Origin of the sequence: Terrisporobacter vanillatitrophus (assembly GCF_051148895.1) — a bacterium.
Lineage (GTDB): Bacteria > Bacillota > Clostridia > Peptostreptococcales > Peptostreptococcaceae > Terrisporobacter > Terrisporobacter vanillatitrophus.
This window is the reverse complement of the sequence record NZ_CP154625.1, coordinates 3,061,217-3,084,958: the sequence shown is the minus strand read 5'-3', so window position 1 is coordinate 3,084,958 and position 23,742 is coordinate 3,061,217. Positions and strand designations below refer to the sequence as shown.

Genomic DNA, 23,742 nt, shown 5'->3' with positions numbered 1-23,742 from the left:
GGGAGCAAGGTCATAATTATTTTCCTTTGCTCCCTACTAAAGAGGTAAAATGATAATATCTATTTATTAAATTTGCTCTTTAACCAGCTAATAAAATTAGTGCTAGAATTTTTACTGTTATCTACTTTATCTGAATCATAATTCTTAGTATCTGAAGTTTTAGCTAAAGAAGTTTCTTCTTTATTAGAATCCTTTTGAGAATCTTCAGCTTTTACTTTCATTACAAACTTAACACTACCATCCATGCTATGGTTTATACCTGTGAAATTATCATATGATTTTGCAGCATCTAATAATTTATCCTTAACTTCCATAGCTCCATCTACAGAATTTATTAAAGTGTTTCCTTCTTCTGCAAGTTTATTTAAACCCTCATTTTGAAGCTTTTTAGCACCTGAATATAGTTGATCAGTACCACTAGATAATGTTCCTATTCCAACTAAAATCTTGTCAGAGTTACTAGCAAGCTCAGATGAACCATTTTTTAATGTGCTCACTCCATCAGCCAATGTTTTTCCACTAGATTCTAATAGAGAAGTACCATTAGCTAAAGTCTTGCTACCAGAGTAAGCATCAGAAGCGCCTTTAGCGAGCCTAGAAGAACCTAAAGCAAGCCTATAAGAACCAGAAGCTAAATCCTTGCTACCAGAGTAAGCATCAGAAGCACCTAAAGCAAGCCTAGAAGAACCAGAAGCAAGCATAGAAGCACCAGAAGTTAAACTTGCACTACCAGAGTAAGCATCAGAAGCACCTTTAGCAAGCCTAGAAGAACCACTTGCCAAATTTGAACTACCATCACTTAGGGTTTTTAGTCCACTAGAAACAGAGCTAGAACCTTTGCTTACTTCTCCTAAACCAGTTTTTAAATCAGATAATCCACTATTAAGATCACTTAAACCAGAAGAAAGTTTTTTAGCACCAGCTACTGCAGAATCAATGCCTTTTGCTAAAGATTTTAGACCACTTTCTTGTTTATCAGCTAAATCATTTAATCCCTTGGCAATACTATTCAAGCCATCGGCAGCGCTACTAATACTTGATGATTGCTTACTAAGTGAATCACTAATCTCTTGTACATTAGCTAATGTTTTTTCATCACCATTTTCAGATGCCCTAGCAGCTATAGATGAAAGGTTAGATTGAATATTGCTACTACTTCCAGCACTTAATTTAGAAGCAATATCTTCTATTTTAGAAGAAAGAGATCTAATTACATTGGTAGAAGATATTAAGTCGTTTACTCCACTAGAACCATTGCTTAATCCTTCTTCTAAATTGTCAGCACCAGCTTGGAGTTGTTTAGCGCCTTTTTGTAATTCGCTAGAACCACTATAAGAAGAATTAATACCTTCATCTAAAGCAGAATAATTACTATTTAATTTAGAAGCACCATCACTAACTTGTTTAGCGCCGTCACTTAAGTCTTTAGAAGAAGAACTTAAAGTACTAAGACCACTAGATAGAGATGAAGCCCCATCGTTAACCTGTTTAGCACCACTACTTAAGTCTTTGGAAGAAGAACTTAAAGTACTAAGACCGCTCGATAAACTAGAAGCACCAGAATTAACTTTATTAGCACCATTACTTAAGTCTTTAGAAGAAGAGCTTAAAGTATTAAGACCACTAGATAAACTTTGAGCTCCATTATTTAACTCAGGTAATTTGCTTACAAGTTGAGATGAACCATTATTAAGAGCAGTTATACCATTGTCTAATTTTTTAACTCCACTATTAAATTTTTTATAATTAGTATCTAAAGTATTAGCACCATTACTAACTTCTTTAGCACCATCTACTAAACTTTTACCACCTTCTTGTAATTTATCTAAAGAGTCTTTTAAATCACCAAAGCTAGTATCATCATCTATATCTTCTAAATATTTTGATACATCACTTGTAGCAGCAATCATTATATTTGGAGTTTCAAAAGAAGTAGTATTTCCTTCAATAACAACTTCATCTTTTAAATCAAGATAACTAGAGAACTTACTATCTAAATCAAGAGATTCTTTAAAACCTGGTATAGATACAAATGTAATAGCACAATTACTTCCTTCATCTAATAAAGTTCCAGTGCTTGTTTTTATATCTTTAAAATTATCTCTATTTAAAACAATTTCTGAAGCAGTTATAAAAGGAACATAAATAGTTCTGTTTTTTCCGTTTATAGTTACTTGGCGACTTTCATTATTTTTTAAAGATAAAGTAATTTTAAATTGACCACTTTTACCTTGGATATCTTGAGGATTTACTTCTTTATCATTTAATTCGTATTTAATATTTACATTAAGAGGTAAATTTTTATTAGTTTCACCTTGATAATATAAATCATCACCTTTAACATCCCAAGTTACTTTATTTCCACTAATTTCAGGCTTTTCATCACCTTTAACATTTTTTATATTGCTTAGAGAACTTACATCATGAATAGTTCCAAGAGAAGATGAACTATTAATCCAAGCAGATACTATATTTTTATTAACATTACCATTTTCATCTAAGATAGAGTATACAGTTTCATCTTTACTTACATTGTTATCAGCAAATACACAAGATGAACTACCAAGCATTAGTATTACAGTTGCAAGAGCAACAGATTTATTTTTTATTTCTTTATTGTTCATTTTAATAAACCCCCTATTAATTAATTTCTTCACATAATTCTTTTTTAGTTATAAAATTTTTACTAGTTTTAACAACAATTCCTTCAAATAATAATAGTATTGCAGGAAGTATAAAAATAATTATAAACATACTAACTATGGCACCTCTTGCCATTAAAGTACAAAGAGCACTAATCATATCAAGTTTTGAAATTAATCCTACACCAACAGTAGCTCCAAAGAATGATAAAGCACTAGTTATAATAGAAGGAGCACTTCCTTTTATTGAACGTTCCATAGCCTCAAATTTTTCATATCCTTCATTCCTTTCCTCTTTAAATCGAGAAGTAAGAAGAATAGCGTAGTCAATAGTAGCACCTAGCTGTATAGTACCAAGAACGATAGAGGCTATAAATGGTTCTACAGTTCCTGTATAATAAGGAAGGCCTAAATTAAGGAATATAGCACATTGTATAGTGGCAACTAGTATTACTGGAAGTGATGCTGATTTAAATAATAAAGCGATAATAATGAATATAGCAGCAATAGATGCAACACTTACTTTTGTAAAATCTGTATCGGCAATTTTTATTAAATCTAAAGTAAGAGGTGCTTCACCACCAACAAGGCCTTCCTTATCATATTTATGAACTATTTTATTTAATTTTTCAATTTGAGCATTACATTCATCAGTAGCTGCTTTATATTTTGAATTGACTAATATTTGTTCATAACCATTAGATTTTACTTCGCTTAGAATATCGTCAGGTATGAAATCTTGATCAACCCTTGGACCTATATATTTTTGGAGTCCAATAACAGAAGTAATACCATCTAAATTCTGAATTTCCTTAATCATTTTACTTAAGTCATTTGAAGTAACAGTATCTTTTACTAATATGAAATTGGTACTTTCCATATTGTAATCAGTTTTCATTTTGTTTGTAGCAATAATTGAAGGAAAATTACTTGGTAAACTTTCATCTAAATTGTAGTAGACATTAGCATTTTTATATCCAAAATAAGATGGAATAAATATGATTACAAATAAGACAGCTAATTTCTTATAATTCTTGACTATAATTTTAGATACTTTATTAAACTTTGGCATTACTGTTCTATGTTTATATTTTTCAATTTGTTTGTCAAACACAAGTATAAAAGAAGGTAGTACAGTAATAGTACTAAGAACACCAATTAAAACTCCTTTTGCCATTACTAGACCGATATCTTTTCCAAAGCCTAACTCCATAACACATAGTGCTAAAAAACCTGCTATGGTAGTAACAGAACCACCAGCAACAGATATAAAGGTATTTTTTATGGCATTTGCCATAGCATTTTTTTTATCCTTTGGACACTTGATTTTTTCTTCTTCGTATCGATGCAATAAGAATATTGAATAATCCATAGTAACACCTAATTGTAATACAGCAGCTAAGGCTTTTGTTATATAAGAAATTTCTCCAAATATAATGTTTGAGCCAAAGTTATATATTACGGCCATACCAATACTTGTTAAGAAAATTATTGGTATAACAGATGATTCTAAAGTAACACCAAGAATAATTAGAATTAAAATACTTGCTGCTAGTATATATAAAGGAACTTCTTTGTCTGCTAAATCCTTGGTATCTTTAAGAATTCCACACATACCACTTAAAAAAGCTTGCTTTCCTGCAATGCTTCTTATAGAAGATACGGCATTTTGAGTTTTTATATGCCCAGTAGCTTTTTCCATTTTTACTATCATCATTGTAGATTTATCCCCGTTGTATAGAAAATCAGTCATATCCTTTGGCAAAATTTCTTTAGGTACTGATAAATCCATAAAATCATCTACCCATAGCACATCAGCTACACCATCTACTTTAGCAACTTTGTCTTTAATCTTAGCAACATCTTTATCATCCATATTTTCTACAATTAACATGGCTAGAGTACCACATCCAAAATCATCTTTTAAGATATTTTCGGCTTTTGTAGTAGAAATATTATTTGGCAAATAACTTAAGATGTCATAGTTAATATTTGTGTTAAAATAGCCAAATGTAGCTGGAATCAATAAGATTACTGCCAACAGTAAGATTAACTTACTGTGATTTGCAATTTTTTCTGCAATTCTTTCCATATTTACCCCTCCAAAATATTAGCACTTTTTAGGCGTGCCCAAATTTATAACAAGATTATAGGGCGCGCCCAATACTATGTCAACTATTTTTGTTAAAAATTTCTAATTTAATTCAATTAAAAAAGATGAACAACTTTACATTGTTCATCTTAAAATTCAAAATAGTGAAATTTCCCAATTATATCTTGATAATCAAATTGTTTAGATTCTGCCATTGCTTTATCAACGATTTCATCGACCTGTTTATGATTTATGATATTAAGCAATAGTAAACGAGTAGAGGTAATACTTCTTACAATTGAATCTATGTCAAAGTCCTTTTCACCGTGATAATATCTTTTTAATAATTCACATTCGCCAGAATATCCAATAGTAACACTAAAACATATATCCTTTTCTCTTATATCATAATTCATATCTTCAGCTTTTTTCTTGCATAAATCTATTAAAATATTTTGAGCAGCTCTTCTTACAATTTCAATATTGGAACCTTGTAGGTAAATTCTAAATAACTTTTCATTTAAAACTAAAGTATAGGTGTAAACACATTGTATTGTAGCATAGCTTAACAGTACTTCTGTTTTATCGTTACTACTTTCTATAACATCATCATAAATTTTATTTAGGATTTGTTTAAATATATGAATTAAAATATCTTCCTTTTTTCTAAAGTAATAATATAAATGGCCTCTTCCTATTCCACATTCTTCTGCAATTTGTCTAATAGTTGTCTTATCATAGCCTTGATCTAAAAATAATTGTGTAGAGACTTTTAATATATTTTTCTCCATATCACTTATGGTTTGCATTTTAAATTCATTCATATCAATACTCCTTTTAATTAGAATTTATTTAACACTATTATAATACTATATTCTAATTTGGAAAGTTTTTTTTATTTAAATAAAATATTAATTAATATTTAAAAAAAGATAAAAAATAAGTTACCTAAAATGATTGTCATTATAGGTAACTTTATAAATTAATTTGTAGTAGGTACCACGTAAGTCAGAAGGCTCACAAAAATCAGACATTGCTAAATAAGTATATTGAGAAGAAAAAATATGGATATAAACAAAAAATTGGTTAAAAATGATAAGTATGCCTTTTTATAGTATAATTATATCTAAAGAGAAAAGGGGTTGGAAAAATGAAAATAATAATTGATGATAAAATTAATGAAAAATGTAATAAGGTGGCAATCGGTTCTATAGAAGCTTATGTTAGTGTAACAGAAAACAATGAAAAATTATGGAACATAATTGATGAAAAAGCAAAGGAAATAGAAAATAATGTTCCTGTTAAAACAATTAATACAATAAAAAATATTGCAGATTCTAGAGCTGCATATAAAGCCTTTGGAAAAGATCCATCTAGATATAGATTATCTTCTGAGGCACTATATAGAAGAATAGCTAGAGGGATTGGTTTATATAAAGTTAATAATGTGGTAGATATAAATAATTTAATTTCTTTAAACTCTGCATGCTCTGTGGGAACTTATGATTTAGACAAGATAAGTGGAGATATACATTTTACAATTGCTGAGGAAGGTGAAACTTATGCAGGTATAGGTAAAGGAGAATTGAATATTGCTAATTTACCAGTATTTTATGATAATAAAGGAAAGTTTGGTAGCACAACTTCAGATTCTGTAAGAGCTATGATAACCACAGATGCTAAGCATATTCTAATGAATATAATTTCATTTAATGGTGATGAAGAGTTAGATAAATATATGGATGAGGCTTGTGAATACTTAGAAAAATATGCTGATGGAAAAATTTTATGTAAAGAAATAAATAAATGGTAATATAATTAAATAAAAATAATTATTTTTCCAAAGTATATGGAGAAATTTTAAGAATGGAGATGAGTAGATTGAAAAAAATTCAAAAGCCTAAGATAAATGTTAATTTAGAAGTAATAAACACTGTAGATCAGTTATTGGAATTAATAGAAGAAGATGAAAAAATTTGTGATAGGTTGATTGAAAATATTGAAATTCCAACTATGGATGAGTCTAGGTTATCTTTTGATAGTTGTGTTTTTAAAAATGTGAACTTCGACAATTGTACATTTAGATATATAGACTTATTAGATGTTATATTTGATAAATGCGATCTATCGAATATTGATTTTTCAGAAGGAAGTATATTTAGGACTGAATTTGTAAATTGTAAGATGGTAGGATGCAAAATTGAAGATGCACATTTAAAAGATTGCTTATTTAAAAATATTTTAGGCGATTACAGTAGTTTTGCTTTCAGTAAATTAAATAAGGTAAGCTTAGAAGGCTCATCTTTTGCTTCAAGTGTGTTTATGGAAGTAAAAAATAAATGTTTGAACTTTGATGATTGTGATTTTAAAAAGACAGTCTTTACAAGAACATATTTAGAAGATGTAAATTTATCTAATTGTGAGATTGATGGAATAGAAATTGGAATACCAGAACTATACAAGGCTAAAGTAAATGCTAGTCAAGGATTAGAATTGGTGAGATTAATAGGATTAATTGTAGAATAAACTATAGGAATACATAAAAAATTTTCTTGAATATAGTCGATTTTTGTTTTAATATATTGTATAAACAATTATGTGCAAAGATCTTATTCTTAAGGAGAATGTATAATGAACAAGACTATGAATACTGGCAACAGGTTTTTAGATAGTTTTAAGAGGGTATTAGTAAGATTTAAAGAAGCTAGATTTGGTATAGGACTTATAAAAAATTTGCCTAAAGTTGCAGATTATTTTAGTGATAGAAATGCATCTTTTTTGGGAAAGGCGAAAGTATTTTTTTCTTTTGTAACTACACTAATATACTTTGTATTTTCCATAGATATTATTCCAGAGGCCTTGTTTGGTCCCCTAGGATTTTTTGATGATGCCTTTATGATAATATGGGCAATAGGTATAATTTATGAAGAACTGTCTAAATATAAAGGTCCTCAAGATCCATATGAGAGAAGTGGTAAAAAAGTATATAAAGATCCAAATATAATAGATGATGCTAGTTATAGCATTAAAGATGAAGAATAAAGCCAGTTTTACACTGGCTTTTTTATAATATGTTGAAGAATTTATATAGTATTATAATATAATATAATATGATTTATTTAGTAAAAACATACAAAATTTGGAGATTTCATAAATTTTATTATCTGAAAAATTATTAATACTTGAATAATTATATATCATAAAAATAATTGTATAATAGAAAAAATGCAATTGAAAAAAATATAACTTAAAGCTATATTTATATGTAAAGAAAAAGACATTAGGGAGGATGATAACGTGAAAAATAGGAAAATTTTATTTTTCGATATTGATGAAACTTTGCTTTCTCACAAAACTTTTACCATACCAGAAAGTACAAAAAATGCACTTAAAAAAGCAAAGAAAAAAGGCCATTTAATTTTTATAAATACAGGAAGAACAAAATCGCTAATAGGTGATGATATAAAGGAACTAGGTTTTGATGGATATGTTTGTGGGTGTGGTACTTATATAGAAGTTAATAATGAAGTACTTTATGTTAATAGAGTTAATAAAGAAAAGTATAATATTATATTGGACTCATTAAAAAAGTATGAACTAAATGCTGTTCTAGAAGGCGAAGAGGCTATATATGTGGATGAAAATGCAGAAGATGATTTTTTATTGTCTAATTTAAGAAAACAAAATTATCCAGTCAAAACTTATGATTTAGAAAATATGACATTTAATAAGATGTTTATTAGATATGATGATAACAAATATATAGATAATTTTTGTGAAGATATAAAAGAAATATTTGATTACATAGATCATGGAAAGGGAACAAGAGAATTAATACCAAAAGGACATTCAAAAGGAAGTGGTATAGATTTTTTAGTTAATCATTTTAATATAGGTAAAGAAAATACATTTGCTTTTGGAGATAGTAATAATGATATACCTATGTTAGATAGTGTTTCAAATAGTATAGTTATGGGGAACGGAAATCCAGATCTGTTTAAAAAGGCAACATTTGTTACAAAACATATAGATGAAGATGGAATAGAACACGCTATGAAATATTTAAAAATTATTGATTAAGTATAATGAAAAATCAAGTAATTAAAATAAGACTAAAAATTTTGACTTTTAAAATTTTTAGTCTTATTTTCTATGATTTAACTCAGTATTTTTCGCTTCAATTTTATTTTTATGTTTGTCCAACTATTTTACCAGTATCTTTTAAATCATATCCTCCAAGTCCTTCAAGTTCATCTTTGAACTCTTTTGAAGATAAAATATCAACAATGGATTTATAAACAGGATTATCTAAATCGGATCTTTTTATTACTAAATCATAACGTTCTTTTTGAAGAGGAATAAATTCAATATTATCTACTTGTTTAGAAACTTTTTCATTACCAACTCCAATATCAGCACCACCTCTAGCAACACAACTAGCTACGCTAAGATGAGATGTTTCTTCATTTTCATATCCATTTATATTATTTGACATATTAAATGAATGAAGTTTACCATCAAGTAAAACTCTAACTCCAGAACCTTTTTCTCTATTAATCATAGTAATGTCACTTCTGCTTAAATCATTCCAATCTTTTATATTTTTAGGATTACCATTTTTAACATAAAACCCCTGTGTTCTATAAGCAATATTAATTAAAATACAAGATACGCCTGGTAGTAGTTTTTTTACAAAACTAGTATTATATGTATCTGTTTCGCTATCCCAAAGATGACAAGAAGATATGGAAACTTTATTATTATACATATCGTATAATCCATTATAGCTACCTATATGAGAACGATATGTTCTTACATTTTTTGTTTTAACTTCTATCATTCTACATAATATATCTAAAATAATATCTTGACCAGAAATTATAATTTCTCCATTTTTTATAGAAGAAGGTTTCATATTAATAGTAGGTTCAAATGATGGCATGGAATTACTTGTAAATGTATTTTTTTGGCTATTTATATAATTTTCCACATCACTTTTATCGATCCTTATTTTTCTACCAATCTTATAAGAAGGAAGTTCTCCTCTCTTTATCATTTCATAGACTGTATTTTTTGTAATGTTTAACATTTGAGCAACTTCCATTGCATTTAATGATGAATTCATAACAAACACCTCCCTAGAAATATTGTAACATAAAATATTTTTTTTACTAAATATTCTAAAAAATGTATAAATTTGTTGCTATAAAAGTATTAAATATATACAATATAAATTATAAAACATGACATAATGTTACGAAACATAATAAAACGTAATAGAGGGGGATGTTTATGAAAGTATTAAAAAAATTAGGAATAACATGGCTAGTTTTAAGCTTAGCACTAGGAGTAGTTGGATGCTCTAGTAACAGTGAGGATGAAAGTAAGAAAGATGATACTACAAGTGAAGGGACAGTAACTCTAAATATATCTGCAGCAGCATCTCTACAAGAGGCTATGACTGAATTGGAAACAAAGTTTAAAGAAGTAGAGCCAAATATAAAGCTAGAAGTCAACTTAGGATCTTCTGGAACTTTACAACAACAAATAGAGCAAGGCGCTGCTTGTGATGTATTTATATCAGCAGGTGAAAAGCAAATGAAGGCATTAGAAGATAAAGATTTATTATTAGATGGAACAAATAAAACTTTATTAACTAATGACTTAGTATTAGTTGCGGCTAAAGGAAAAACAGTTAAAGATTTAGATAGCATAACTTCTGAGGATGTAAAACATATAGCAATAGGAGATCCGCAGTCAGTTCCAGCCGGTAAATATGCTAAAGAAGTTTTAGATAATACAAAGTTATATGATAAAGTAGAAGATAAGCTTGTTCTTGCTAAAGATGTAAAAGAAGTTTTATCTTGGGTACAACAAGGAAATGCTGATGTTGGATTTGTTTATTTAAGTGATACTGTAGGTGCTGATAAAGTAGAAGTTGTTTTAACTACTGATGATGATACTCATTCAGCTATAAATTATCCAGTTGCTATAATGAAAGAAAGTAAAAAACAAGACAAAGCTAAAGCATTTGAGAATTTCTTATTAAGTGATGATGGACAAGCTATTCTTGAAAAATATGGATTTAAAAAAGCTAATTAGTTTATAGAATTGGAGGAAGTATAATGAATGCAGGATTAACACCGCTTTGGATATCAATAAGAACATCTCTATTAGCAACATTTATAACATTTTTTATAGGAATAGGAAGTGCTTATTTAGTAGCCAATTATCAAGGTAAGTGGAAAGGTTTAATTGATAGTTTATTTACTTTACCCCTTGTACTTCCTCCAACAGTATTAGGCTTCTTTTTACTTCTTTTATTTGGTAAAAATGGACCTATGGGAAAATTACTGGAACTTATGGACAAAAGTATAATTTTTACATGGAGTGCTACTGTTATTGCGGCAACAGTTGTTGCTTTTCCTATGATGTATAGAAGTGCAAGATCAGCTTTTGAGCAAATTGATGTTAATTTAATTTCAGCAGCTAAGACACTAGGTCTTAGTAATTGGAAAATTTTTTATAAAATTGCAATACCACTTGCTTGGCCAGGAATAATAGGTGGACTAGTATTATCATTTGCAAGAGCATTAGGAGAGTTTGGAGCCACACTTATGATTGCAGGAAATATCCCAGGAAAAACTCAAACAATGCCTTTAGCCATATTCTTTGAAGTTCAAGCTATGGATTATAAAGGTGCTATGCTTTGGGTAATGACTATTGTAGTTATTTCAGTAGTAATGATACTTATATTAAATAAATGGTCTGATAAGCAACAAGAAATTGTAGGGAAGAGGGGTTAGAGTATGTCATTGATAGTAGATATAGAAAAAGACTTTGGTTCCTTTTTTCTAAAAGTTAATATAGAACAAGAAAATGGTGTTTTAGGTTTTTTAGGAGAGTCAGGCTGTGGAAAAAGTATGACTTTGAAATGTATAGCAGGTATTATTAAGCCAGATAAAGGTAAAATAATTTTAAATGGAAGAGTATTTTTTGATTCAGAAAAAAGAATAAATATTCCTCCTCAAGAACGTAAAGTAGGTTATTTATTTCAAAATTATGCTTTGTTCCCTCATATGACGGTAAAAGAAAACATCGAAATAGGATTAGTTAATCTTAGTAAAGAGGAAAAAAATAAAATAGTAAAAGAATATCTTCATAAAATGAAACTAGAGGGATTTGAAAAAAGATATCCTCATCAATTGTCAGGTGGACAAAAGCAAAGAATCGCATTTGCCAGAGCCTTGGCTTGTAATCCAGAGATACTTATTTTAGATGAACCCTTTTCCGCATTAGATTATCATTTGAAAAGTAATATGGAAAATGAATTAATCGATGTTATTAAAGATTTTAAAGGTCATATTGTATATGTTACTCATGATATAAGTGAATCTTATCGTATATGTGATCATATAGTTGTATTTAATAAAGGCTTGGGGCTAAATAAAAGATTTAAAAAAGATTTATTTAAGCATCCTATGTCAATGACAGAAGCAATTATTACAGGTTGTAAAAATATTTCTGAAATAGATATAATTGATGAAAAAAGAGTATTTGCCAAAGACTGGGGGATAGAATGTATATTATCAGATGATATAGCAGACGGAGCAAAATATATTGGTATTAGATCACACCATATAAGGATAGTTCAAAATAATCTGCAATTTAGTAGAGAAAATTTGTTTGAACTTTCTATAGTAAAAGTGTTTGAAAGTTCGTTTACATATATAGTTTACGTACAGAATTTAGAAAACGAAAACTTTAGTGCAATACAATTGGAAATTAATAAGAATATAGAGCCTTTAAAAGTTGGAGATAAGGTTCTTGTAAAATTTGATGAAAATTGTTTATTTGATTTTTGTTAAAATTAAGAGTGAGATAATGATTGTAATGTAAAACGAATAAAAAAGTGCAGATTTTCTATTTAGTTTGAAATCTACACTTTTTTTTATTTTTATGATAATATAATATTGGAAATAAAAATTAAAAGGAGAGTTGTTTTTGAAAAATAATAAGAGCATTGTGGGAGAACTTCTTTATAAATAGGGAGTAACCACAAAATACTATCCTTATTTATAAAGAAGTCTTTTTTAATATAAGATTGATATATAAATAAAGGAGATTAAAATGAATTTAGATACATTTGAAAAATTACAATTAAATGAAGTTAAAGAATTAGTAAAAGTACACTGTGTAAGTTCACTTGGGAAAAGTCTTATAGACAAATTAGAACCCAGTGGAAATTATTCTGTTGTTAAGAAAAAGTTAGAAGAAAATAAAGAAGCAAGAAAAGTATTAGAAAATAGTAATCATGTACCACTAGAAGGATTATTTAATATATATCCTGTAATAGATAAAGTAGAAAAGGGAATGATTTTAGATGTTGCAGAACTTGTTTCTAGTGAAGATTTCTTAAGAGGATGTAGAAAGACAAAATCATTTATGTTGGATAAGGAATTTTATTCACCTACATTAAGTTCTTATGCATTAAATATAACAGAATGCGAAAATATAGGAAGAAGAAATTAAATTTTCAATTAAAAATAATAAAATTTCTAGTGAAGCTAGTAAAGAATTGAAGAAAATTAGACGAAGTATAGATATATGTGAAGGCAGAATAAAAGAAAGGTTAAATAAATTTTTAACATCTTCTACTAATAAAAAGTATATACAAGAATTTATCATAAGCAAAAGAGATGATAGATTTGTAGTACCTATTAAATCATCTTTTAAAAATGAAGTTGATGGAGCAATTTTAGATACTTCTTCAAAGGGTTCAACAGTGTTTATAGAACCAGCATCCATAAGCAAATATTCTTTAGATTTAATTACATTAAAAAGTGAAGAATCTATAGAAGAATATAAGATTTTATCATATCTTACAGAATTGATTTATGACAAAATTAGAGAGATTAAGTTAAATATGGAAATAGTATCTCAGTATGATATGATATTTGCCAAGGCTAAATTTAGCCAAAATAATAAATGTATTACTCCAAAGATAAATAATCATGGATATACTAAGATTGTTAAAGGAAAGCATCCTCTGTTAAAAGTCAATGTAGTGCCTTTGGATTTTGAAATAGGTGATAAATATAGAAGTTTAATTATAACAGGACCTAATGCAGGTGGAAAAACTATCACTTTAAAAACTGTAGGTATTTTAACTTTAATGACACAGTGTGGTTTCGATATACCAGCCATGGAAAATACTGAAATTAGTATATTTGAAAAAGTCTTTGTTGATATAGGAGACAATCAAAGTATTGAAAATGCCCTTAGTACTTTTTCTTCTCATATAAAAAATATAGCAGATATTATGAGAGAAGCTAACAAAAATACCTTGATACTCTTTGATGAAATAGGCTCTGGAACAGATCCAAATGAAGGTGCTAGTTTAGCTATTGCACTCCTAGAAGAATTTTATCAAATGGGTTGTATTATGATAGCATCTACTCACTATGAAGAAATTAAACATTTTGCCAATAAACATCCTGATTTTGAAAATGCAGGAATGATGTTTGATAAGGAAACGTTAGAGCCCTTGTATAAGCTTGTTATTGGCAAATCAGAAGATAGCAATGCGCTATTTATTTCTAAAAAAATGGGAATAAAAGATAAGGTTTTACAAAAGGCAAAAACCTACATGGATAATAAAAATTACGATTTCACTTTAGTAAAAGAAAATAAAATTTTAAATAAGGTTGTTGAAAAAGAAAATTTAACTTTTATAGAATTTCCAAATTTTGAAATGGGAGATAAGGTAGAATTGCTAGATTTCAAGGATTTTGGTATAGTTTATAAACCAATAGATAAGTTCAACAACGTGGAAGTTTTATATAAAGATGAGTTTGTTAATATAAATGCTAGAAGGCTAAAATTACAATTTAAAGCTAAAGACTTATATCCTGAAGGATATGACTTAAATAGTTTGTTTATAAGTTTTGAAAAAAGAAAGCTAGATAAGGATATAGAAAGAGGTTCTAAAAAAGCTTTAAAGAAAATTCAAAAGGAAATAAAAAACAATAGATAAAATAAATCAAAGGGGAAGTGTGACTTATACACTTCCCCTTTTAGCTAATCTGCATTTCTAAATTTAAATTTTGTTCTAGGACTAGCATATTCTGATTTAGCAACTAACATACTATCTCTTTGTCTTACATTAACATACTTTCCTTGTGGAGCCATTAGGCTAAATTCCATATATCCAGTTCGAAAAATATTAAAAATAGTAGCATTGTTTTTATTAGCATCAGCAACTAATGCACCATTATAATCAATTCTTACAAATTGCCCCCCAACAATTCTAAGTTTTACTTGATAGTTATTAATAGGAATTATTTTGAAAGTTTCTCCTTGTTGAGCAATAGCAGCAACGGCATATAAAACATCATTATATCCTACTATTATAAATGCATTTGAAAACAGTGATTTTATTTTTACCTTAGGAATATCTTGGACTGGAGGTATGACTGATCCAGGTTCTGTTTCAGGTGGAAATGGTGGAGTAACTGGGTCAGGTCCTGGACTTATCCAAGGTGGTAATTCAGGACCTGGTCCTATTTGTATAATTGGATCACGACTATCTATACTCATACTTTGCCCCCTTAATATTAAACTACTTATTATATTTTATGATGATAAGTAAGTTAAGGTTACTAGGAGTATTTAAACAACAATAATATTGCTATTAAACAAAAATAAAAAATACTTAAAATTCGCAAAATACTTGAAATTATTGATATAATATGTTATCCTTAAAAATGAAAATAAATAAAGATTAATTTAGATAATAATTTTTTCCTATAAAGGCAAATTATTGCTATGTAGTCTTTATAGGAGGATTAATATAATGGATAAAAAATTAATATGTAAAGATTGTAAAGCTGAGTTCTTATTCACAGAAGGAGAACAACAATTCTACAAAGAAAAAGGATTTGATAACGAGCCAGTTAGATGTCCAGAGTGTAGAAAAGCTAGAAAACAACAAAATAACAACAGAAGATAGTTCTGTTAAAGAAAAGCTATGAGATTAAATCTTATAGCTTTTTTAGTTTAAAAAAAGAAAAATATATTAATAATTAAGTGTAATTTCATGGAAATTAAAGCAACTATAAAATATCCAGAAAACTCAAAAAATGTTAAAAAAATTTTATATTTCGACAACGTTCACTAGCATTGACTTATGATAATTAGGGGTATATAATGGATAATTATTAGATTAAAAACAAAATTGAAGAGTGGAGATGAATAGTATGGAAGGAAGCATAGAAGCAATTGCTACCAATAATTTATTGTTAATATTTTCGATGATAATAATTACGGGTATTGCACTGGGAAGGATAAGTGAGATATTAAAAATTCCAGATGTAATACTATATTTAATAGCAGGTATAATAATAGGGCCAGCCTTTTTAAATATTTTAAGTATAGGGGCTTTTCCAGTAGAAAATAATTTAATACTTACTTTTGGATCAGCATTTATATTATATGAAGGTGGTAAAGAAATTAACTTAAAAGTACTAAATAAGGTAAAATTAAGTGTTGGAATGCTATCAACAGTAGGTGTTGTAATATCTGCAGTTGTAGTAGGCGTTGTGGCAGCTAAGATATTTAATTTACCTATTATGACAGCTTTTCTTTTAGGTGCGGTTATAGCTTCAACAGACCCAGCAGCTCTTATACCTGTATTTAAACAAGTTAGAATAAAGGACAAGATAAAACAAACAGTTGTAAGTGAGTCTGCTTTTAATGATGCAGTAGGAGCTATATTATCTTCAGCATTATTAGGTATAGTTATGAGTGGTCAGTTCTCAGCAATAGAGAGTATTAAGGAATTACTTATTTCAGCAGCGGTAGGAATAGGTGTAGGAATATTAGTAGGATATTTATTAATAATATTAGTTTCAGATAAAAGAGTGGGAATATTCCATTCTTATGCTCCAATTATGTCAATGTTAACAGTTACTCTTGCTTATGAGCTAGCTACAATGTTCCATGGTAGTGGATATATGGCAGTATTTATGGCAGGATTAATTTCAGGAAATAAAAAAATGTTTGGCATTTGGTTGGAAGAAGCTGATTATCAACCAACAGTACATTTTACAGAAAGTATAGCTACAATATGTCGTATGTCTATATTTGTTTTACTAGGCACTCAAGTAAATATATCAGCATTAGCTCAATATTGGTTACCATCATTAATAACAGTATTAGTTCTAATGTTTATAGGAAGACCTTTAGTAGTATTAGTATCTACTGCATTTGATAGAAAAGCACAATGGACATTTAAAGATAAATTATTTATGATGTGGGTTAGGGAAACTGGAGTTATACCAGCTGCAGTATCAGGAATAATAGTGGCAATGAAAGTGCCAGGTTATGAAATAATATCTTCAGTAGTGTTTATGACTATACTTGTAACGTTAATAGTACAAGCAAGTACTACGAAGCTAGTTGCGAAAAAACTAGGAGTATTAGAAGAAGCAACAGATAAGGTATCTGATGTGGTTGCTTAATATATTATAAATCCCCCTATAATATGATATTTATATCATATTTATAGAGGGATTTATTTAATTATTCGGAAATAATATAAAGTTTTGATTTTAAATCTGTAATAAAATTATAAATTATCTTTCAGAAACAGAAATAGAGCCAATTGCCACACTTCCGCCACGTACTACTATTATGCTTGGATACTGAGTTGCAATAAGTTTAATAATTTCATCATTTCTAGATTCAGTATGTACAGATTCCAAAATTAAGCTATCTTTTCCATAGTCAATAATAGAAATATTAAAAACTTGACACATTTGAAATAAATCACTTTTGTCTTTAAGAGAACAGTTTTTGACTTTTATAAAAACTATTTCTTTAGTATGAGTAGACATGGTAGTTAAATCTATAACTTTTATTACTTCTACAAATCTATTTAATTGTTTTTTTATTTGTTCAAATGTGGCATCATCACATAGTACGCTTATGGTCATACGAGACATAGTAATATCTTCTGTTGGGCCTACAGTTAAAGAGTTTAGATTATATAATTTAGCAGAGAATAAGCCTGCAATTTTGGCAAGAACTCCAGAGTAATTTTCCACATAAAGAGCAATCCATCTTTTTTTCATAATAATATTTTATCCTTTCTAATTTTCACTAATTATCATATCTTTAAGAGATTTTCCTCCTTGAACAATAGGAAGAACATTTTCTTTAAAATCAATTAAAATCTCAATTATGGTAGGAGCATCTAAATTAGTTTTAGCTTTTTCAAATGCACTGCTTATATTTTCTTCTTTATCAACTCTTATACCGTAAGCTCCATAGCTTTCAGCAAGTTTAATAAAGTCAGGAGTATAAGGAGGGCAAGATTTAGGTACTTTTTTATCTTCAAATTGACATTTATTACTACAGCTTTTTCTTTTTCGTAGACAAGTCCCCGAGTAGTTTTTATTGTAAAAGAAATGCTGCATCTCTCTAACCATTCCAAGAAAACTGTTATTAATTATGATAATAGTAATAGGAAGTTCATGTTGTACTGCTGTTGCCATTTCTTGAATATTCATTTGAAATCCACCATCACCACAAATGCATACAACTCTTTTATGAGGATTGCCAAGTTGAGCTCCAATGGCAGCAGGAAGACCAAATCCCATAGTGCCAAGACCACCAGAAGTAATAAGTTTTTTATTTTCATTCATTTCGATGTACTGAGTAGTCCACATTTGATGTTGACCGACATCAGTTACTACTATGGCATCTGGAAAACTTTTATTTACTTTTTCAATTATGACTTGGGGAGAAATAGTATTTTTTGAATTAGTATTTAACTTTAGCGGATGTTCTTTATCCCAAGTTCTTATTTCATTTAACCATTTTTCTGTATTATATTTTCTTGCAAGAGGAATCATTTCATTGATAGCAGATTTAGCATCGGCAACTATTGGTATATCAACTACAATGTTTCTAGAAATAGAAGCGGAATCAATATCAATATGGATAATCTTTGAATTTAATGCAAATTCAGAAAGTTTTCCGGTTATTCTATCATTAAAACGAGTACCAATAGAGAACATTACATCACATTCATTAATAGCTTTATTACAAGCATAGCTACCATGCATACCCACATTTCCTATATAAAGAGGATGAGAAGTAGGTATAGCACCTTTACCCATAATGGTAGTTATAACAGGTATATTGGTTATATCAACTAGTTTTTCAAACTCTTTATTGGCATTGGCAATGTTTACTCCGCCACCTATTAAAAATAATGGTTTTTTACTTTCCTCTAATAAATTGAATGCTTTTTTTATTTGCCCCATATGAACATTAGTGTTTGGTTTATAACCGCGAATATCTACTTTTTTAGGATAAATATCATCACCTAAGTCTTTTAATACATTACTAGGCAAATCTAAAATTACAGGTCCAGGTTTTCCTGTTTTAGCAATATAAAAAGCTTCTTTAATCATTCTACCAAGATCGTCTCTATTTGTAACAGTGGCAGAGTATTTGCAAATACCACGGGTAATACCTACAATATCAACTTCTTGGAAAGCATCATTTCCTATAACATAAGTAGGAACTTGACCAGTAAAACAAACTAATGGAATGCTATCATAGTTAGCATCTACAATACCAGTAACTAAATTTGTAGCTCCTGGACCACTTGTAACTAAACAAACACCAACTTTTCCTGTAGAACGAGCATAGCCTTCAGCAGCATGAATCAATCCTTGCTCATGTCTTGGCAAAATTAGCTCAATATCATCTTGATTGTAAATAGCATCAAAAATATCGATGTCATACCCACCGGGATATCCAAAAATTTTATGGATATTTTCTTCTTTTAAAGCCTTAATTATTAATTCAGCACCTTTTATTTTCATTAATATACCTCCATATTATTTTAAAATTTTTATAAAAAAAAACCCAAGCTGAAATGTCAGCTCAGGGCGAATATAATCCGTGTTACCACCTGAATTCAAGAAATAATCTTGCACTCAATTCCTATCAAATAAATAGGATTTCCTTTTATCGGTGGAAGTTCCGGTGAAGTCTACTAAAGTAAAAACTTGTTCTTTTCACTGCTTAAAGGCTAGTTCCCTTTCATTCTCACGAAGATTCTCATCGACCATCTTCTTTCTGTGCTTTAAATAAAAGGTATTATTCCTTATCATTGCATTATGTATAATGTTTTGAAATATCTGAAAATTTAGTTAGTAAAATTTTATCACTGTGTATTTATGAATGTCAACGATGAAATTTTATTAATTACAAAATAGAATAAACTCAATGATATATAAAAAAAAATATATGCTACCTATAAAATATATTTTTAGTGTATAATTATTTATAAACAGTTACCGAAATGTGTAGGGGGTATAGATGAAAAGGATTATAGTGCTAATCGTTTTGGCAGTAGTGATATTTCTAAATTATGATAAAATAGATGAAATATTTTTTCAAATGAGTTTATCACAAAATCAACTAAAATATGATGAAATATATTTTTTTGATTTAAATGAGGATGGAGAAAATGAGGAAATAAAGCTAAAATCATATAGAGATAAAGAAGATAATTTTATTGTGGATTTGTATATAAACAATAAATTAAAACAAAAATATAAAGATGAAAATAATATAAGTGTACATATATATGATTTTAATAAGGTAGATAATAAAAAAGAAATATACTTAATTTTAGGTAATAAGAATGAAAACAGTAAAATAAATATCTTTACATATTACGGTGAAAATAAAGGTTATAATATTAAAATGAATGGAAAAATCATAAACAATGATGATAAAAATGGAACAATGAAAATTACTTATGCAAGTACAGATGATTCGTCTGATTTTAATAATTATAGCAAAGTTATTGGTGGAGAACCTATTTTTATAAATTATGTTTATAAAAGAAAATTTGATTGTGATTTCACAGATATAGGCAAAAAAGAAGTTCAAGTTGTAGGTAGTAACAAAGAAAATGAATATATAGCAAAAGATGAAATTATAGTATATGAAACAAATGTGGGAAATGTAGAGGCGTACACTCTTTCAAAAGGTGATAAAATTAAGTTAGTATCTTTGTATAATTATGATGATAATCAATGTATAAAAGTAGTGAATAAAGAAGGCAGATATGGATGGATAAAAGTAGAAGATAAGCAACTTTTTGAACTTGGATAACAATAAAAGGTCAACATATATTTATATGTTGACCTTTTATTGTTATTTTTTGTCTATTAATTTTAATTCTACAGGAGCAAAGTCTTCAACTGATTCACCAGATAAAAATCTATGAGCTAAGTTTACTGCAGTTTCTCCTATCAATTTAGGTTGTTGAGCTATGGTTGCAGCCATATCACCTTGTTGGACAGATACTACAGCATCATCAGTAGCATCGAATCCAACAACTAAAACATTGTCCATGTTGGCATCTTGTAAAGCTTTCAGTGAACCAAGAGCCATTTCATCATTTTGAGCGAATACTGCATCAATATCACCTTTTGATTGAATTATGTTTTCCATTACAGAAAGACCTTTGGTTCTATCAAAGTCAGCACTTTGTTTAGTGATTATTTTTAAATTACTATTTTTTATTTCATTATCAAATCCAGCACCTCTATCACGAGTGGCAGAAGATCCAGCTATACCTTCAAGTTCTACTATGTTTCCTCTATTACCTAGTTTTTCAACTAAATATTTGGCAGCCATTTTTCCGCCTTCCACATTGTCAGAGGCAACGTGAGAAACTACTTTACCTCCATTAGAAGCTCTATCAACTGTAATTACAGGTAATTCCAAGTTATTAGCAACCATAACAGATGCTATGGCAGAATCTGAATCAACAGGATTTAATAAAACTACATCTACGTTTTTAACAGATATATCTTCCATGTTAGAAACTTCTTTGGCAGGATCATTTTGAGAGTCTAAAACAACTACATCATATCCTAATTTTTTTGCTTCACTTTCTATGCCAGATTTTAAATCTACAAAGAAAGGATTGTTTAAAGTAGATACTATAAGACCGATTTTCTTAGTATCACTAAGACTTTTTTGTTTACATCCAACTAGTAATGATGTAAATAACATTAATGACATCATTATGATAGCAACTTTTTTAAACATTTTTACTACCTCCTAGTTACCTTTTCTATCTAAAAGTACAGCTATTAATATAACAGCACCTTTAACCATCATTTGATAATATGATGACACGTCTAATATATTTAAGGCATTACTTAAAATACCTATTATTAATGCACCAACTATTGTTCCAGTTATTTTACCTTTACCACCAGTTAAACTAGTTCCACCAAGAACTACAGCAGCTATGGCATCAAGTTCATATCCATTACCTGCAGTAGGTTGAGCAGAGAATAATCTAGAAGTAATTATTATACCTGAAATAGAAGCAAGTATACCACTTATAGTATAAACAGTTATTTTTATTTTGTCTGTGTTTAAACCAGAAAGTCTTGTTGCTTCTTCGTTTGAACCTAAAGCATAAGTATATCTACCCATTTTAGTATTTTTAAGTATATAGGCACAGATTGCAAATGCTACTATCATAATTAGCGCAGGAGTAGGTATACCGAGGATTTTACCTCCACCAATTTGACCGAAGCTTAAAGCCAATTCACCACTTCCAAGAGTTATTGGTTTACCATCAGCATAAACTAAAGTTAAACCTCTAAGAACAGTCATTGTGGCAAGCGTTGCGATAAATGGTTGCAGTTTACCTTTAGTTATTATGAAACCATTTAAAAATCCTACTAAAGCACCTATTACTAAAGCAGCTAAAACTGATATAAATATATTACTACCTGAAACTAAAAGAGAGGCACAAACGGCACCACTTATGGAAAGAATAGAACCTACTGATAAGTCTATTCCACCAGTTAATATAACAAAGGTCATACCTGCTGCAATTATTCCATTTACTGAAGTTTGTCTTAATATATTAAATATGTTTTTTGTACTTAAAAACGATGGGCTAAGTATTGATACTAATACTATTAAAGCAAGTAGCCCTACTAAACTTTTATATTTTATTAATGTTTCTTTTAAATTAAATTTATTATGCTGTTGCTTCACTTGAGATGACATCCCTGTGATCCTCCTTAATTTTTACTGCACATTTTAATATTTTTTCTTGTGTAGCTTCTTTTATATCAAATTCTCCTGTTATTTCACCATGGCTTAAAACTAGGATTCTATCGCATAGACCTAAAATTTCTGGCATTTCAGAAGAAATCATAATGATTGCTTTTCCCCCAGATTTAAATTCATTTATTAAATCGTAAATTTCCTTTTTAGCACCAACGTCTACACCACGAGTTGGTTCATCTAAGATTAACACATCAGGATGTGTCATAAGAGCCTTTGCTATGGCAACTTTTTGTTGGTTACCTCCAGATAAGTTTTTAATTAATTGTTCCATGCTAGGAGTTTTAATTCTTATTCTATCTATGTAACTATTAACTCTCTCTTTTTCTTTGCTTTTATCAACTACAAAAGATTTTGAAATTCTTTCTAAAGAAGATAAAGTCATATTTTCTCTTATTGATAAACCTAAAATAAGTCCGTCACCTTTTCTATCTTCACTTACATAAGCAATTCTATTTTTTACACCGTCAGATGAAGATTTAAGGTTTAGTTCTTTACCTTTTTTTATAATACGGCCTTTTTCTAAAGGAAGGTAACCATATATAGTCTTAGCAAGTTCACTTCTGCCAGCACCCATAAGTCCTGATATACCAAGTATTTCACCGGCATTAACTTCAAAAGAAATATTTTTTACAAATTTATTAGAAACACTTTCTAATTTTAAAATTGTTTCACCTTTTTCAACTTGTAAATGGGGGAATTGATCAGTTAATTTTCTACCAACCATCATTTCTATCATTTTATCTTCATCAAGGTTACATATTTCTTCTTGACCAACAAACTTACCATCTCTAAGAACTGTTATATAATCACAAAGTTCAA

The 23,742-nt window shown here is 28.7% G+C and carries 20 protein-coding genes, 1 pseudogene and 1 other annotated feature; of the genes and pseudogenes, 11 read left to right on the top strand and 10 right to left on the bottom strand.

Annotated elements, in window-relative coordinates; genetic code table 11:
- Positions 1-59: 59 nt before the first annotated feature.
- The 3 genes from TVTCOM_RS15225 to TVTCOM_RS15215 form a co-directional block, all read right to left on the bottom strand.
- Entirely contained in the window at positions 60-2,624 is a 2,565-nt protein-coding gene (locus TVTCOM_RS15225; RefSeq protein ID WP_434797118.1) for a hypothetical protein, read from the bottom strand.
- Positions 2,625-2,640: 16 nt separating this feature from the next.
- On the bottom strand, positions 2,641-4,734 hold the full coding sequence (locus TVTCOM_RS15220; protein ID WP_434797117.1) for an efflux RND transporter permease subunit: 2,094 nt from the start codon (positions 4,732-4,734) through the stop codon (positions 2,641-2,643).
- 149 nt (positions 4,735-4,883) lie between these two features.
- Positions 4,884-5,558: a TetR/AcrR family transcriptional regulator gene (locus tag TVTCOM_RS15215; RefSeq protein ID WP_434797116.1), complete on the bottom strand. Its 675-nt coding sequence runs from the start codon at positions 5,556-5,558 to the stop codon at positions 4,884-4,886.
- Between the two features lie 326 nt (positions 5,559-5,884).
- Here TVTCOM_RS15215 and TVTCOM_RS15210 point away from each other — a divergent pair, with 326 nt between their 5' ends.
- The 4 genes from TVTCOM_RS15210 (at position 5,885) to TVTCOM_RS15195 (ending at position 8,814) form a co-directional block, all read left to right on the top strand.
- Entirely contained in the window at positions 5,885-6,547 is a 663-nt protein-coding gene (locus TVTCOM_RS15210) for a B3/B4 domain-containing protein (protein WP_434797115.1), read from the top strand.
- Positions 6,548-6,615: 68 nt separating this feature from the next.
- Complete coding sequence (locus tag TVTCOM_RS15205; protein ID WP_434797114.1) at positions 6,616-7,260, top strand: pentapeptide repeat-containing protein; 645 nt, start codon at positions 6,616-6,618, stop codon at positions 7,258-7,260.
- A gap of 105 nt (positions 7,261-7,365) precedes the next feature.
- Positions 7,366-7,776, top strand: coding sequence for a YkvA family protein (locus TVTCOM_RS15200; protein WP_434797113.1), 411 nt, complete (start codon positions 7,366-7,368; stop codon positions 7,774-7,776).
- 255 nt (positions 7,777-8,031) lie between these two features.
- Complete coding sequence (locus TVTCOM_RS15195; protein ID WP_434797112.1) at positions 8,032-8,814, top strand: Cof-type HAD-IIB family hydrolase; 783 nt, start codon at positions 8,032-8,034, stop codon at positions 8,812-8,814.
- Positions 8,815-8,923: 109 nt separating this feature from the next.
- On the opposite strand, the gene TVTCOM_RS15190 is transcribed toward TVTCOM_RS15195, so the two are convergent.
- A complete protein-coding gene (locus TVTCOM_RS15190; protein ID WP_434797111.1) occupies positions 8,924-9,859 on the bottom strand; it encodes a substrate-binding domain-containing protein in 936 nt (311 codons plus the stop codon).
- A 167-nt stretch (positions 9,860-10,026) separates the two neighbouring features.
- On the opposite strand from TVTCOM_RS15190, the gene modA reads away from it, so the two are divergent.
- The 4 genes and pseudogenes from modA (at position 10,027) to TVTCOM_RS15170 (ending at position 14,770) form a co-directional block, all read left to right on the top strand.
- Positions 10,027-10,836, top strand: coding sequence for a molybdate ABC transporter substrate-binding protein (gene modA, locus TVTCOM_RS15185; RefSeq protein WP_434797110.1), 810 nt, complete (start codon positions 10,027-10,029; stop codon positions 10,834-10,836).
- 23 nt (positions 10,837-10,859) lie between these two features.
- Positions 10,860-11,540, top strand: a complete 681-nt coding sequence (modB, locus tag TVTCOM_RS15180; RefSeq protein ID WP_434797109.1) for a molybdate ABC transporter permease subunit — start codon at positions 10,860-10,862, stop codon at positions 11,538-11,540.
- Between the two features lie 3 nt (positions 11,541-11,543).
- Entirely contained in the window at positions 11,544-12,602 is a 1,059-nt protein-coding gene (locus TVTCOM_RS15175) for a sulfate/molybdate ABC transporter ATP-binding protein (protein ID WP_434797108.1), read from the top strand.
- A 262-nt stretch (positions 12,603-12,864) separates the two neighbouring features.
- Positions 12,865-14,770 (top strand): annotated as a pseudogene (locus TVTCOM_RS15170) (endonuclease MutS2).
- Between the two features lie 44 nt (positions 14,771-14,814).
- Here TVTCOM_RS15170 and TVTCOM_RS15165 read toward each other — a convergent pair.
- A complete protein-coding gene (locus TVTCOM_RS15165) occupies positions 14,815-15,333 on the bottom strand; it encodes a fascin domain-containing protein (RefSeq protein ID WP_434797107.1) in 519 nt (172 codons plus the stop codon).
- Between the two features lie 256 nt (positions 15,334-15,589).
- On the opposite strand from TVTCOM_RS15165, the gene TVTCOM_RS15160 reads away from it, so the two are divergent.
- Both TVTCOM_RS15160 and TVTCOM_RS15155 read left to right on the top strand, forming a co-directional pair.
- The gene (locus tag TVTCOM_RS15160) at positions 15,590-15,745 is read left to right on the top strand and encodes a zinc-ribbon domain-containing protein (protein WP_434797106.1); all 156 of its coding nucleotides are present in this window, start codon (positions 15,590-15,592) and stop codon (positions 15,743-15,745) included.
- A gap of 247 nt (positions 15,746-15,992) precedes the next feature.
- Positions 15,993-17,255 (top strand): cation:proton antiporter, encoded by a 1,263-nt coding sequence (locus TVTCOM_RS15155; RefSeq protein ID WP_434797105.1) that lies wholly within the window; start codon positions 15,993-15,995, stop codon positions 17,253-17,255.
- Positions 17,256-17,369: 114 nt separating this feature from the next.
- Here the strand turns inward: TVTCOM_RS15155 and ilvN are convergent, their stop codons facing one another.
- Together ilvN and ilvB are read right to left on the bottom strand one after the other, a co-directional pair.
- Positions 17,370-17,867, bottom strand: coding sequence for an acetolactate synthase small subunit (gene ilvN, locus TVTCOM_RS15150; RefSeq protein WP_434797104.1), 498 nt, complete (start codon positions 17,865-17,867; stop codon positions 17,370-17,372).
- Positions 17,868-17,885: 18 nt separating this feature from the next.
- Positions 17,886-19,631, bottom strand: a complete 1,746-nt coding sequence (gene ilvB / locus TVTCOM_RS15145) for a biosynthetic-type acetolactate synthase large subunit (protein WP_434797103.1) — start codon at positions 19,629-19,631, stop codon at positions 17,886-17,888.
- A gap of 59 nt (positions 19,632-19,690) precedes the next feature.
- Positions 19,691-19,931: a binding site (T-box leader), on the bottom strand.
- 199 nt (positions 19,932-20,130) lie between these two features.
- Between ilvB and TVTCOM_RS15140 the strand changes: the two genes are divergently transcribed.
- Entirely contained in the window at positions 20,131-20,934 is an 804-nt protein-coding gene (locus tag TVTCOM_RS15140) for a hypothetical protein (protein ID WP_434797102.1), read from the top strand.
- Between the two features lie 42 nt (positions 20,935-20,976).
- Here the strand turns inward: TVTCOM_RS15140 and rbsB are convergent, their stop codons facing one another.
- The 3 genes from rbsB to TVTCOM_RS15125 are packed head-to-tail and all read right to left on the bottom strand — an operon-like array spanning position 20,977 to position 23,497.
- On the bottom strand, positions 20,977-21,879 hold the full coding sequence (rbsB, locus tag TVTCOM_RS15135; protein WP_434797101.1) for a ribose ABC transporter substrate-binding protein RbsB: 903 nt from the start codon (positions 21,877-21,879) through the stop codon (positions 20,977-20,979).
- A gap of 12 nt (positions 21,880-21,891) precedes the next feature.
- Positions 21,892-22,860 carry a ribose ABC transporter permease gene (gene rbsC, locus TVTCOM_RS15130; RefSeq protein WP_434797100.1) on the bottom strand — a complete coding sequence of 323 codons (969 nt, stop codon included), beginning with the start codon at positions 22,858-22,860 and terminating at the stop codon, positions 21,892-21,894.
- The gene (locus tag TVTCOM_RS15125; RefSeq protein WP_434799755.1) at positions 22,832-23,497 is read right to left on the bottom strand and encodes an ATP-binding cassette domain-containing protein; all 666 of its coding nucleotides are present in this window, start codon (positions 23,495-23,497) and stop codon (positions 22,832-22,834) included. Before TVTCOM_RS15125 ends, rbsC begins: the two co-directional genes overlap by 29 nt.
- Positions 23,498-23,742 lie beyond the last annotated feature (245 nt).

What these genes read in the sequence shown, in the direction of transcription:
- TVTCOM_RS15225 (WP_434797118.1), bottom strand. Translation starts at nt 2,624, where the DNA reads ATGAACAATAAAGAAATAAAAAATAAATCTGTTGCTCTTGCAACTGTA.
- TVTCOM_RS15220 (WP_434797117.1), bottom strand. Translation starts at nt 4,734, where the DNA reads ATGGAAAGAATTGCAGAAAAAATTGCAAATCACAGTAAGTTAATCTTA.
- TVTCOM_RS15215 (WP_434797116.1), bottom strand. Translation starts at nt 5,558, where the DNA reads ATGAATGAATTTAAAATGCAAACCATAAGTGATATGGAGAAAAATATA.
- TVTCOM_RS15210 (WP_434797115.1), top strand. Translation starts at nt 5,885, where the DNA reads ATGAAAATAATAATTGATGATAAAATTAATGAAAAATGTAATAAGGTG.
- TVTCOM_RS15200 (WP_434797113.1), top strand. Translation starts at nt 7,366, where the DNA reads ATGAACAAGACTATGAATACTGGCAACAGGTTTTTAGATAGTTTTAAG.
- TVTCOM_RS15190 (WP_434797111.1), bottom strand. Translation starts at nt 9,859, where the DNA reads ATGAATTCATCATTAAATGCAATGGAAGTTGCTCAAATGTTAAACATT.
- modA (WP_434797110.1), top strand. Translation starts at nt 10,027, where the DNA reads ATGAAAGTATTAAAAAAATTAGGAATAACATGGCTAGTTTTAAGCTTA.
- modB (WP_434797109.1), top strand. Translation starts at nt 10,860, where the DNA reads ATGAATGCAGGATTAACACCGCTTTGGATATCAATAAGAACATCTCTA.
- TVTCOM_RS15175 (WP_434797108.1), top strand. Translation starts at nt 11,544, where the DNA reads ATGTCATTGATAGTAGATATAGAAAAAGACTTTGGTTCCTTTTTTCTA.
- TVTCOM_RS15165 (WP_434797107.1), bottom strand. Translation starts at nt 15,333, where the DNA reads ATGAGTATAGATAGTCGTGATCCAATTATACAAATAGGACCAGGTCCT.
- TVTCOM_RS15160 (WP_434797106.1), top strand. Translation starts at nt 15,590, where the DNA reads ATGGATAAAAAATTAATATGTAAAGATTGTAAAGCTGAGTTCTTATTC.
- TVTCOM_RS15155 (WP_434797105.1), top strand. Translation starts at nt 15,993, where the DNA reads ATGGAAGGAAGCATAGAAGCAATTGCTACCAATAATTTATTGTTAATA.
- ilvN (WP_434797104.1), bottom strand. Translation starts at nt 17,867, where the DNA reads ATGAAAAAAAGATGGATTGCTCTTTATGTGGAAAATTACTCTGGAGTT.
- ilvB (WP_434797103.1), bottom strand. Translation starts at nt 19,631, where the DNA reads ATGAAAATAAAAGGTGCTGAATTAATAATTAAGGCTTTAAAAGAAGAA.
- TVTCOM_RS15140 (WP_434797102.1), top strand. Translation starts at nt 20,131, where the DNA reads ATGAAAAGGATTATAGTGCTAATCGTTTTGGCAGTAGTGATATTTCTA.
- rbsB (WP_434797101.1), bottom strand. Translation starts at nt 21,879, where the DNA reads ATGTTTAAAAAAGTTGCTATCATAATGATGTCATTAATGTTATTTACA.
- rbsC (WP_434797100.1), bottom strand. Translation starts at nt 22,860, where the DNA reads ATGTCATCTCAAGTGAAGCAACAGCATAATAAATTTAATTTAAAAGAA.
- TVTCOM_RS15125 (WP_434799755.1), bottom strand. Translation starts at nt 23,497, where the DNA reads ATGGGTGCTGGCAGAAGTGAACTTGCTAAGACTATATATGGTTACCTT.